Origin of the sequence: Streptomyces sp. NPDC056948, from assembly GCF_042674225.1 — a bacterium.
In the GTDB taxonomy this organism is placed as follows: Bacteria; Actinomycetota; Actinomycetes; order Streptomycetales; family Streptomycetaceae; genus Streptomyces; species Streptomyces purpurascens.
The window spans coordinates 1-10,814 of the sequence record NZ_JBHUQX010000333.1 but is presented as its reverse complement, the minus strand read 5'-3'; the positions used below and the strand labels follow the sequence as shown (position 1 = coordinate 10,814).

Here is a 10,814-nt window from a genome sequence, read left to right as displayed (position 1 = left end):
CCGTGGTGGCGACCGCCGCGGCACCGGCCCCTGTTGTTCTCAGAAATCCCCGGCGACTGAATCCGCCCATGACACACACCCAACCCTTCGATGAGAAACGAGTGGGTGGAACGGCGCGATGACGCGTCCCCCCTCACGGCACGGCCCCCTGCCGTCCGCGCGCGGGACCCGGTTCAACCGGGCCCTCGACCGACGCGCACTCCCCCGAGCATCGCCGTAGCCGCCTCCTCACCGGAGGCGTCGGACACCCGTCAATCCTGTGCGGGCTCCTGTGGCTCCAGCACGATGACGGGGATCTTCCGGTCGGTCTTCTTCCGGTAGCTCTTGTACTGCGGAAAAATCACGGTCATCGCCTCCCACAGGCGATCCCGTTCCCCCTCTTCCGCCTCCCTGGCGACCGCGTCGAACGTGTCCGCGGCCACCTGCACTCGCACCCGCGGCTCCGCCAGCAGGTTGAGGTACCAGTGAGGATGGTGGTCGGATCCGCCGTTGGACCCGACGACGACGTAGTTGCCCTGATCCTCCCCGTAGATCAGTCCGGTCCGCCGCAGCGCCCCGGAACTGCGTCCCCGGGTGGTCAGCAGCAACGTCGGCTTTCCGTACCAGATGTGCCCCTTCGAACCCTCGCTGGCCACGTATCGACGCACATGCGTAGCGACCCAGCCGGTCGGGCTGTCGAGCACCTCGTCCTGTTCGTGCATGCACTCACTCCGTCCGTCGGTGGGCACAACGTATCACCGGATACTCCAATTTGAGTATCACCTGGCACTCCCCCTCAAACCATGTGATTCAAGGGGGAGTTGCGCTGTACGACTGCTTTTGGCAGCCCCGACGGACGCGGTAAGAGCATGCTGCGCCGGACCGGCCTCACGCAACGAAATCCGGACATCGGCCACCTGCCTTCGACCGCGTCTCGAGTGAGTCTCGAGACGCTCTGCCGTGACCTGCGGAGGTGCTCTAGAAGGGGAACCCGCTGCGGCCGTGCTGGACCGAGATCCACTTGGTCGTGGTGAACGAGTCCAGCATGGTCTCGCCGTTGAGCCGGCCGATGCCCGAGTGCTTCTCGCCGCCGAAGGGGACGATCGGCTCGTCGTGGACGGTGCCGTCGTTCACGTGGAACATGCCCGTGTCGATCTGCTTGGCGAACGCGACGCCCCGCTCGATGTTCCCGGTGTGGACGGCGCCGCTCAGCCCGTACGGCGTGTCGTTGACGAGGCGTACGGCCTCCTCCTCACCGTCGAACGGGACGAGGAACGCGACCGGGCCGAAGACCTCCTGCTTCAGCAGGGCCGAGTCGGCGGGGACGTCGGTCAGGACGGACGGCTCGACGAGATTGTCGGTCCGCCCGCCGCGCACCAGGGCCGTGGCGCCCTCGGCGAGGGCCTGCGCGACCACACCGGAGACGGCGTCCGCCTGGGAGGAGTTGATGACCGGGCCGATGACGGTCTCCGGGTCACGCGGGTCGCCCGCCTTGAGGGTCTTCACCTTGGCGACGAACTTCTCGGTGAACTCGTCCGCGACCGACCGGTCGACCAGGACACGGTTGGCGGCCATGCAGACCTGGCCCTGATGGACGTACCGGCTGAAGACCGCCGCGTCGACCGCGTAGTCGATGTCGGCGTCGTCGAGGACCACCAGCGCGCTGTTGCCGCCCAGTTCGAGGACCGAGCGCTTGAACAGCCGGGCGCAGACGGTGGCCACGTGCCGGCCGACCGCGTCGGAGCCGGTGAAAGAGATGACCTTGGGGACCGGGTGCTCGATGAAGGCGTCGCCGATCTCCGCGATGTCGGTGATGACGACGTTCAGCAGACCGCCGGGCAGCCCCGCGTCCTCGAAGATCTTCGCGACCAGGGAACCGCCGACGACCGGCGTGTTCTGGTGCGGCTTCAGCACCACGGCGTTGCCGAGCGCGAGCGCCGGGGCGACGGACTTCAGCGACAGCAGGAACGGGAAGTTGAAGGGGCTGATCACGCCCACGACGCCGACCGGCACGCGGTAGACGCGGTTCTCCTTGCCGTCCACCGGCGAGGGGATGATCCGGCCCTCGGGGCGCAGCGCCAGATGGACCGCCTCGCGCAGGAACTCCTTGGCGAGGTGCAGCTCGAACGCGGCCTTCAGACGGGTACCGCCGAGCTCGGCGATGATGGCCTCGGAGATCTCCGCCTCGCGCTCCTCGATCAGCCGCAGGGCCTTCTCGAAGACGGCACGGCGGGCGTACGGATTGGTCGCCGCCCACTGCTTCTGGGCACGGGCGGCGGCCTGGTACGCCTGATCGACCTCGTCGGCCGTGGCTATGGTGATCGACGCGAGCTTCTCGTCGTCGTACGGGTTGAAGTCGATGATGTCCCAGGAGCCGGTACCCGGGCGCCATTCACCGTCGATGTACTGCTGTGCAAGGTCGGTGAAGTAGGACGACGACATGTGATCCCTCGATCCCTAAGCAGACCTCTGATCGCGCCTTCACGATCTGATCACACGTCATCGTACTTCTGTTTCAGGAGAGTTGGAGGAGCTCTTCAGGAGAGCTGAAGGAGTCCTCGGAGAAGATCCCGGCTCTCCGAAGGGCCCGGGCTGTCGCTCTGGAGTTCCTTGAGCGCCTTCTCGTACTGGGCGACGTCCTCGGCCTTGTCGAGGTACAGCGCGCTGGTGAGCTGCTCCAGGTAGACGACGTCCGAGAGGTCGGACTCCGGGAAGCTGAGGATCGTGAACGCGCCACTTTCGCCGGAGTGGCCGCCGAGGCTGAACGGCATGACCTGGAGCCGCACATTGGGCCGCTCGGAGATCTCGATGAGGTGCTGGAGCTGCCCGCGCATCACCTCGCGGTCGCCGTACGGACGGCGCAGGGCGGCCTCGTCCAGGATGATGTGGAAGTCGGGCGCCCTCTCGTCGACGAGGTACTTCTGCCGCTCCAGTCGCAGCGCCACCCGCCGTTCGACGTCGGCCTCGCTCGCGCCCTGCATGCCCCGCCGGACCACCGCGTGGGCGTACGCCTCGGTCTGCAGCAGGCCGTGCACGAACTGCACCTCGTACGCCCGGATCAGCGACGCGGCGCCCTCCAGGCCGACGTAGGTCGGGAACCAGCTCGGCAGCACATCCGAGTAACTGTGCCACCAGCCCGCGACATTGGCCTCCTTGGCCAGGGACAACAGGGAGGCGCGCTCCTGCTCGTCCGTGATGCCGTACAGCGTGAGCAGGTCCTCGACGTCTCTGGTCTTGAAGCTCACCCGGCCCAGCTCCATCCGGCTGATCTTCGACTCGGAGGCGCGGATCGAGTAGCCCGCCGCCTCGCGCGTGATGCCCCGCGCCTCACGCAGACGCCTGAGTTGTGATCCGAGCAGCATGCGCCGCACCACCGATCCCGGCTCTCCCGCGCTCACGTTCGCCAGCCTCCCCAACGTCTTCAGGGGCCGAAGTCTGCCACTAAAACACTCCGAGCAGTACTCGTCCGGTTACGGAAACGGAATCGCATCGGAGGACGCACGCGCGTGAATGCAAGAAGGAGGCATACGAACGGCCGGAGAAGGGCGCGAAGATGACGGAAAAATTGACCAACAAGCGGTACGGGACGGCTCATTCCGGTCACCTGCACGTGCATCTGCCCTTGCATCTGCTGAACGCATCCGAAACCATGGTCCCGCACCACCGCCGCATCGCACCGACCGCGAATTCCCGGGAGTGCCTCGCATGGGGACGAATGGATCAACCATGCTCGAGCCGTTACGGCAGGGCCTTCCGCCGCTTGATCCAGCGGCCGTGTCCGACGCCGCCTCCTGTGCTCTGCCCGCCCGCTACGAAGCGGTGCGCGACGCACGGCGGTTCACCCGCGGAACCCTCGACCAGTGGGACATGGGCGACCGCTTCGACGACGTCTGCCTGGTGGTCTCGGAACTCGTCACCAACGCCCTGCGGCACGGCCTGCCGGCCAACACCCCGTGTACCGCGGGCCGCGAGCCTCCGGTGCGGCTGCATCTGATGCGCTGGACCGAGCGTCTGGTGTGCGCGGTACGCGATCCCAGTCACGACAGTCCCGTCGCCCGGGAGACCGACGACTTCTCGGCCGAGTCGGGCCGCGGGCTGTTCCTCGTCGACTCCTTCAGCGACAGCTGGGGCTGGCACCCGCTCGCGGGCGCGCTCAGCGGCAAGGTGGTCTGGGCGCTGTTCCGGCTGCCGCGATCCGGCTCCGAATGAGAAACCGCGGCGCTTCCTGGCGCCGCGGTTCTACGCGCGTTACAGCGCGTATATTTCCGATTACCCCCGGTTTGTAGGGGGCTTGTCGCCTCGTCAGCCACCCACCAGGTGGTCGAACTCGCCGTCCTTCACACCCAGCAGCATCGCCTCGATCTCCGCGCGGGTGTAGACCAGCGCGGGTCCGTCGGGGAACCGCGAGTTGCGTACGGCCACCTCCCCGCCCGGGAGCCGGGCGAACTCCACGCACGAACCCTGCGAGTTGCTGTGCCGGCTCTTCTGCCAGGCCACACCGTTCAGCCCGGCGGCCGCCATCCCGTTGTACACGTCGTGGTCCACAGGTCGCTCCCCGGTGGTGCACTGGCTTATGTGGCCATTGATGCAGTGGTCAACTGACCCGGATCATAGCCCTGTTCATGTGCGGATGCATGAGCAGATGCACGTGCACGCGGGGTGGTCCTGCGGTTACAGCTTTGACGACCGCTTTACCGAAGTCCTTGCCTGTTTGACGGCCCTGCCTTCTCGCGCGTTCCCGGAGGCGGACGGGGAAGTCGGCGGGTTCGGCGGAGGTCCGGTGGAGGCGGAGCATCCACTCGGCGGTGGGAGCGACGGGCCGGGCGGGGGCCACGACGGAGAAGAGGGAGCTGACGGCGCGCGGGGCCGGGGACCGGGCAGGGCGGTCCGGGCTGCATGCGGAAGACGACCGTGACCTGCGGGGTCAGGGAGAAATGGGCCTCCCGCAGGACCGAGACGTCATCCTGTGGGCCGGTGTCCGGGTCGCATCATCGGCGGACACGCGGTGGGCCACCCGGCCCTGACGGTCCGCCCGGCGTGCACCTGGTGAAGGCCCCGAACGCAGGCATGAGGTCCCCCACGCGTCAAGCGTGGGGAACCTCACCCGGTCCGGATCCTCTCAGCGGGAGGCGTACGGCAGCAGCGCCATCTCGCGCGCGTTCTTGATCGCCTTGGCCAACTGCCGCTGCTGCTGGGACGACACCCGCGTGACACGGCGGCTGCGGATCTTGCCCCGGTCGGAGACGAACTTCCGCAGCAGGTCGGTGTCCTTGTAGTCGATGTACGTGATCCCGGCCTGGTCCAGCGGATTGGGGCGGCTCTTGGCGGGCGGCTTGCGGTCGAACTTGCGGGGCATCGGGGATCAGACCTCCAGGAGGGTGTCGAAGGCGTGCGGCAGCCGCTGCCAGGCGTCGCGCCCGGCGGCGTACTCGGCGTCGGTCAGCAGGCAGGACTCCAGCAGTCGCTCCAGGCCGTCCCGGTCGAGGCCGGGCGAGGTGAAGACGAGGTGCTGGCCGCGGTCGCCGTGCTCGGGGTGCCAGTCCAGCGCGGCGGCGGCGCGGCGCACCGGCGGGACCATCTCCCAGGCCGCGTCCGGCAGGGAGGCCAGCCAAGGGCCCGCGCTCTCCACGCACAGGGCCCCGCCCGCCGCGTCCCAGTGGAACAGCGTGTCGGGCTTGTCGGCGAGCCAGAACCGGCCCCGGCTGCGGGCCGCCGCACAGGTCAGGTCCTCCAGGGCGGCGTAGAGCCGCTCGGGGTGGAAGGGGCGGTACCGGTGCCAGACCAGGGTGGAGACGCCGTGCGCGTCGGCCTCGGCGGGCAGCAGGGCGCAGGCCGGATGCTGGGCGGCCGCCGCGGCCTCCACGTCGAAGCCGGCCAGGGCCGCCTCGGCCAGCGGTGTCAGCGGGCGCCGGCGCGGGGCCGGCACCGTCAGGCCGTCACCGGTCGGCGTTCCCGCCGGATCGCCCTGGCCGATCGGGACCTGCCGGGCCGTCGGGTGAAGCTGCGCGAGCAGCTCGCGGTCCTCGTCGTCGGCCTCCGGCGACTCGGCGATCGCGAGGACGGGGGCGTACTCCAACTGGCGCGCGAAGGTGTCGGCAACGGTGCGCTGGTCGGTCGCGGCGGCGGCGAGACCGCCGTCGGCCAGGTCGTCGCCGTTGCCGAGGTACGGCAGGACCAGGGCCGGGTCGACGGCGGTGAGCACACCGGTGACGGTGAGGCCGCCGGCCGTGACGACCTCGGCCATGGCCTTGGGCTCGACGGAGTCCCACAGCTCGACGACGGCCAGCGGCGTCCGCCCGCCCTCGGCGAGTCGCTCCAGCTCCGGGACCAGGTCCTCGCGCAGGGCGCAGCAGGCACAGTCGTTGACGAGCGGCGCCTCCCCCGCGTCGAGGAGGCCGGTGGCGTCCCGGACGGTCCGTACGACCGTGCCGGCCGCGGCCGTGGCGAGGTCGTGGTGGAGGGCGACGCTGCCGGGCACGTCGGCGAGCAGGCGTGCCACGGCGGCCCTGCGGGCGTCGGCGTGCAGCCCACCGACGATCACGACGGAGAGACCGGAGAGACCGGGGGGACCGGAAGGGTCAGTCACCGGGTCAGCCCTTCCTTCCGTACCGGCGCTCGAAGCGCTCCACGCGCCCCGCCGTATCCAGGACGCGGGCGGTACCGGTGTAGAAGGGGTGGCTGGCGTCGGAGATCTCGACGTCGACGACCGGGTAGGTGTGGCCGTCCTCCCACTCGATCGTCTTCTCGCTCGTCCTGGCGGAGAGAGCGGAGAGGGTCGAGCGGGTGAGGAAGGCGTAGTTCGCGGCACGGTCGCGGAAGACGACGGGGCCGTACTCCGGGTGGAGTCCCTCGCGCATGGTCAGCGCTCCTCTCGGAAGTCGACGTGGCGGCCGGCGACCGGATCGAACTTGCGCAGGGTCATGCGGTCCGGGTCGTTGCGGCGGTTCTTGCGGGTCACGTAGGTGTAGCCGGTTCCGGCGGTGGACCGGAGCTTGATGACCGGCCGGAGTTCGTTGCGTGCCATGCCGCTACACTACTGAAAATGAATTCCATTTGCACCACCTGAGTCAGAGAGGTACGTCACCACATGTCCGCGCACTGCATGCTGACCGGCGCCCGGCCCGGCTTCGGCAACCGGATCTCGCACTCCCACCGGCGCACGTCCCGCCGGTTCGACCCCAACATCCAGTCCAAGCGCTACTGGCTGCCGAGCGAGGGCCGGCACGTCCGCCTCCGGCTGAGCGCCAGGGCGGTCAAGACCGTCGACACGATCGGAGTCGAGGCGGCCGTCGCCCGGATCCGCGCCCGGGGAGTGAAGGTCTGATGGCGAAGAAGAGCAAGATCGCGAAGAACGACAAGCGGCAGGAGGTCGTCGCGCGGTACGCCGCCCGGCGCGCCGAGCTGAAGGAGATCATCCGCCGTCCGTCGTCGACGGAGGCCGAGCGCCTCGCCGCCCAGGCGGAGTTGCGCGGGCAGCCGCGCGACGCGAGCGCCACACGGGTCCGCAACCGCGACCAGGTGGACGGACGCCCGCGCGGCTACTTCCGGGCGTTCGGGCTGTCCCGGGTGAGCCTGCGGGGGCAGGCGCACGCGGGGTATCTGCCGGGGGTGCGGAAGTCTTCCTGGTGAGAGCCCCTGGGGGCTCGCCCCCGAGGTCTCTTGACCGGCCCTGGTAGCTTGCTGCGATCGTTCCGGCAAGGGCCGGCGCCCGGTCCGGGTCCGCCGGCGGCTACAGCTTGGGGGCTTGCAGTGACTTCGGTGATCTTCTCGCGTCGCACGGGAGCACGTCGACGGCTGCGGGTCGCGGCGGCGGCCGCGGGCCTGGCCGGCGTGCTCGCGCTGTCCGCGTGCAGCAGTGACAGCGGCTCCGGGGACGACTCCGCGTCCGGCCCGGCCCCGTCCGCCTCGGCGTCCGCCTCCGCGTCCGCCGACACGGGCGGCGGCTCGGACGGCTCCGGCTCCGACACGCTGGCGGGAAGCTGGCTCGCGACGACCGGCGGCAAGGCCGTGGCCCTGGTGATCACCGGCAAGCAGGCCGCGCTCTTCGCCACCGGCGGGAGCGTGTGCAGCGGCACCGCCGGCGAGGCGTCCGGGATGCGGATGATCCGCCTGAAGTGCACGGACGGCAGCAAGGACCGGACGACCGGCATGGTCGACTCCGTGAACAAGAGCAGCCTGAAGGTCACCTGGGAGGGCGGCCTCGGCGCGGAGACCTACACCAGGACCGAGGGCGGCAAGCTGCCGACCGGGCTGCCCACGTCGGGCCTCGGGTAAGAGTGCGACTCCGGCGGGCGGCCTGCCCGGGTGCGTGAGGGTCCGTCTGTCCGAGATGATCCCTCCATCGGAACCGCTCACCGCCATCACGCACCAGAGGTCCCCATGCGCACCCTTGCTCCCCTCGCCCTGGCCGCCGCCCTCGCCGGGACGCTCCTGCTGACCGCCTGCGACGACGACGGGGCCGGCGCCGACGACGTCAAGAACGCGGACCGGCCGACCGGTTCGGCCTGCGCGCTCGGCGACATGGGCGTGAAGGTCGGGGCCGGCGCCGCCCCGGCCGCCGGGGACACCGGCACCGTCACCGTGACGCTCACGAACAAGGGCGCGCCGTGCACGCTGAAGGGCTTCCCCGCCGTGGACCTGGTGGCCGACGACAGCACGACGTCCGTCTCCCCGGACCAGGCCGTGAAGGCCCAGCCGCTCACGCTCGGCAAGGGCGGCACCACGTCCTTCACCCTCACCTACGTCCGGGGCGAGGCGGGCTCGCCCAAGAGTCTCCCGGTACGGAAGGCGTCCTTCACCCTGCCCGGCGCCACCGCGGACGCGCACACCCTGACCTGGTCGTACGGAGAGGTCGCCCGGAAGGACGGGGAGAGCGGCGCGGCCGAGGCCTCGGTGAGCGGCTTCGAGTCCTCGGGCGACTGACGGCAGGTCAGCGCAGCGGCGGCCGGTGCCCGACCTGGGCCCGGTCCGCCGCCTGGGCGCCCTCCGTCCAGCCCGCCGCGTCGCGCACACCGCGCAGGCGGGTCGTGGTCGTCTCCGGGAACATGTGGTCCAGCCGTCCGGTGACCGCGACGTCGCGGGAGGCGAGGACCGGGAGCAGGTCGTCGGTCACCTGGGCCTGCGCCACTGCCGCCAGGCGGGTGCCTATGCGGTGGGCGTAGGCCGCGAGGAAGGACTGCCGGAACGTCTTGGTGCGCTTGCGGCCTCCGGCGCGCTGGGCGGCCTCCGCCTTGGTCATCGCGGTCGTGGCCTGCACGAGGAGCGAGGTGTAGAGGAGTTCGACCGCCTCCAGATCCGTTTCGAAGCCGACGACGGTGGAGAAGCCGAGGGGTTCGTTCCACACCGCGCGGCAGTGATTGGCGGAGGCGACGGCGTCCAGCAGCACCGCCTTGGCCTGCTCGTACGGCGGTTCCACACCGATCCGGCAGGCGCCGGGGGTGTCGGGCGAGGGCGCCCGTGCCGCGAGCAGCGCCTCGTCGACGCTGTGCCGGGCCATCAGCTCCTGCGCCTTGGCACTGAGCGCCTCCGCCTCCTGGGGGAACCCGGTGGCCTCCGCCTTGGCGAGCAGGGCGCGGATACGGGTGAGCATGCGGGACTCGGCCCTGGCCCCACCGGCAGCCTCCCCGGCAGCCTCCCCGGGTGCCTCGTCGAGGGCCTCGAGGGCGGGCAGCCGCAGCAGCAGGCGGTACAGCTCCAGCACGGCCGTGGCGTGCGAGAAGCGGTCGGTGCGGGGCGGGGCATCGGCGGGGAGTTCCGCGAGCTGCGCGCTCCAGCGGCGGCCGCGGGGGCGGTCGCCGGGTGCCTGCGCCCGGATCAGCGCGGCCACGAGGAGCACGTGGACGTCCTCCAGCTCGCTCCGGACGATCCGTACGACGTCGGCCGGCTGCCAGCCGCGCCGCCAGGACGCCGCCAGGAACTCCTCCCCGCGCCGGGCGAGTTCGGCATCCGCCGCCGGGTCGGAGGCGAGCAGGGAAGCGCCGGTGTCGAGGGCTGTCTCGCCGGTCGCGTACAGGGCCGTTTCGAACGCGCGGTCGACAGTGGGGGACGTACTCACGGGCCCGATGGTGCCACGCCGTCCCGGACCGTCCGGCACCCGCGACCTCGTACGTCTCACTCCCCGGAATTCGGTCGTCCTCGCCCGGCGGGGGTTCGAGCATGGCCCGCATGGTGGACATGTCTCTGTACGCGGCGTTCCTCGTCGCCGCCTTCGCGCTCTGCGTCACTCCCGGTCCCGACCTGATGTTCATCGTGGCGATGGGCGGACGGGGCGGGCCCGCCGCCGGGGTGATGGCCGCGTTCGGGGTGGCGTGCGCGATGCTCGTGCACGCGGTCGCGGCGGCTCTCGGCCTGTCGGCCCTGTTCACGGCGTTGCCGACGCTGTACCACGTGCTGCGCTGGGCGGGCGCGGCCTATCTGCTCTATCTGGCGGTGAAGGCGTTCCGCGACCGGTCGGTGCCGGGCGAGGAGGGAACCGGCGGCGCCGTGGGGCCCGGGCTGCGACGGGCGTTCTGGCAGGGCGCGATCACCAACCTGCTCAACCCGAAGGTGATCCTCTTCAACGTGGCGTTCCTGCCGCAGTTCGTGGACCCGTCGCTCGGCCGGGTCCAGGGCCAGTTGCTGCTGCTCGGCGTCACCCTCGTGGTGATGGGCTTCCTGTGGGACGGCAGCGTGGGCCTGCTCGCGGGGCGGCTGACGTCCTTCCTCAGGCGCAGCGCCCGGGTGAACCGCTGGCTGAACATCGTCTCCGGGACGGTGTTCACGGGGCTGGCGGTGCGCTTGGTGGCGACATCGCCGAAGTAGGCACTGTTTGCGGGGTGTCAACCATGGGTTGACAC

General features: G+C 70.6%; 16 protein-coding genes. 6 read left to right on the top strand and 10 right to left on the bottom strand.

Annotation, left to right across the window (positions count from 1 at the left end; genetic code table 11):
* The 4 genes from ACFTZL_RS32895 to ACFTZL_RS32880 form a co-directional block, all read right to left on the bottom strand.
* On the bottom strand, window positions 1–70 hold a 70-nt coding region (locus tag ACFTZL_RS32895; protein ID WP_382590259.1), incomplete at its 3' end, for a twin-arginine translocation signal domain-containing protein.
* 181 nt (window positions 71–251) lie between these two features.
* A complete protein-coding gene (locus ACFTZL_RS32890) occupies window positions 252–701 on the bottom strand; it encodes a nitroreductase family deazaflavin-dependent oxidoreductase (protein ID WP_382590256.1) in 450 nt (149 codons plus the stop codon).
* 256 nt (window positions 702–957) lie between these two features.
* A complete protein-coding gene (locus ACFTZL_RS32885; protein ID WP_382590253.1) occupies window positions 958–2,421 on the bottom strand; it encodes an aldehyde dehydrogenase family protein in 1,464 nt (487 codons plus the stop codon).
* Between the two features lie 95 nt (window positions 2,422–2,516).
* A complete protein-coding gene (locus tag ACFTZL_RS32880; RefSeq protein WP_189725931.1) occupies window positions 2,517–3,341 on the bottom strand; it encodes a helix-turn-helix transcriptional regulator in 825 nt (274 codons plus the stop codon).
* Window positions 3,342–3,684: 343 nt separating this feature from the next.
* On the opposite strand from ACFTZL_RS32880, the gene ACFTZL_RS32875 reads away from it, so the two are divergent.
* A complete protein-coding gene (locus ACFTZL_RS32875) occupies window positions 3,685–4,188 on the top strand; it encodes an ATP-binding protein (RefSeq protein ID WP_382590250.1) in 504 nt (167 codons plus the stop codon).
* A gap of 93 nt (window positions 4,189–4,281) precedes the next feature.
* Here ACFTZL_RS32875 and ACFTZL_RS32870 read toward each other — a convergent pair whose 3' ends face one another.
* The 5 genes from ACFTZL_RS32870 to rpmG form a co-directional block, all read right to left on the bottom strand.
* The gene (locus tag ACFTZL_RS32870) at window positions 4,282–4,500 is read right to left on the bottom strand and encodes a DUF397 domain-containing protein (protein ID WP_221299255.1); all 219 of its coding nucleotides are present in this window, start codon (window positions 4,498–4,500) and stop codon (window positions 4,282–4,284) included.
* 598 nt (window positions 4,501–5,098) lie between these two features.
* Window positions 5,099–5,335 (bottom strand): 30S ribosomal protein S18, encoded by a 237-nt coding sequence (rpsR, locus tag ACFTZL_RS32865; RefSeq protein WP_382590247.1) that lies wholly within the window; start codon window positions 5,333–5,335, stop codon window positions 5,099–5,101.
* A gap of 6 nt (window positions 5,336–5,341) precedes the next feature.
* Entirely contained in the window at window positions 5,342–6,565 is a 1,224-nt protein-coding gene (locus ACFTZL_RS32860) for a CobW family GTP-binding protein (RefSeq protein WP_382590244.1), read from the bottom strand.
* A gap of 4 nt (window positions 6,566–6,569) precedes the next feature.
* Complete coding sequence (locus ACFTZL_RS32855) at window positions 6,570–6,836, bottom strand: type B 50S ribosomal protein L31 (protein WP_382590241.1); 267 nt, start codon at window positions 6,834–6,836, stop codon at window positions 6,570–6,572.
* A 2-nt stretch (window positions 6,837–6,838) separates the two neighbouring features.
* Complete coding sequence (gene rpmG / locus ACFTZL_RS32850) at window positions 6,839–7,003, bottom strand: 50S ribosomal protein L33 (protein WP_184594658.1); 165 nt, start codon at window positions 7,001–7,003, stop codon at window positions 6,839–6,841.
* Window positions 7,004–7,066: 63 nt separating this feature from the next.
* Between rpmG and rpmB the strand changes: the two genes are divergently transcribed.
* The 4 genes from rpmB (at window position 7,067) to ACFTZL_RS32830 (ending at window position 8,901) form a co-directional block, all read left to right on the top strand.
* On the top strand, window positions 7,067–7,303 hold the full coding sequence (rpmB, locus tag ACFTZL_RS32845; protein ID WP_382590239.1) for a 50S ribosomal protein L28: 237 nt from the start codon (window positions 7,067–7,069) through the stop codon (window positions 7,301–7,303).
* Window positions 7,303–7,608 carry a 30S ribosomal protein S14 gene (rpsN, locus tag ACFTZL_RS32840; RefSeq protein ID WP_382590236.1) on the top strand — a complete coding sequence of 102 codons (306 nt, stop codon included), beginning with the start codon at window positions 7,303–7,305 and terminating at the stop codon, window positions 7,606–7,608. Before rpmB ends, rpsN begins: the two co-directional genes overlap by 1 nt.
* A 120-nt stretch (window positions 7,609–7,728) precedes the next feature.
* Window positions 7,729–8,253 carry a hypothetical protein gene (locus ACFTZL_RS32835; protein WP_382590233.1) on the top strand — a complete coding sequence of 175 codons (525 nt, stop codon included), beginning with the start codon at window positions 7,729–7,731 and terminating at the stop codon, window positions 8,251–8,253.
* A 105-nt stretch (window positions 8,254–8,358) separates the two neighbouring features.
* Entirely contained in the window at window positions 8,359–8,901 is a 543-nt protein-coding gene (locus ACFTZL_RS32830) for a DUF4232 domain-containing protein (RefSeq protein WP_382590230.1), read from the top strand.
* Between the two features lie 7 nt (window positions 8,902–8,908).
* Here the strand turns inward: ACFTZL_RS32830 and ACFTZL_RS32825 are convergent, their stop codons facing one another.
* Window positions 8,909–10,033, bottom strand: coding sequence for a DUF2786 domain-containing protein (locus ACFTZL_RS32825; RefSeq protein WP_382590227.1), 1,125 nt, complete (start codon window positions 10,031–10,033; stop codon window positions 8,909–8,911).
* 110 nt (window positions 10,034–10,143) lie between these two features.
* Between ACFTZL_RS32825 and ACFTZL_RS32820 the strand changes: the two genes are divergently transcribed.
* Window positions 10,144–10,779 carry a LysE family translocator gene (locus tag ACFTZL_RS32820; RefSeq protein ID WP_382590224.1) on the top strand — a complete coding sequence of 212 codons (636 nt, stop codon included), beginning with the start codon at window positions 10,144–10,146 and terminating at the stop codon, window positions 10,777–10,779.
* Window positions 10,780–10,814: the final 35 nt, after the last annotated feature.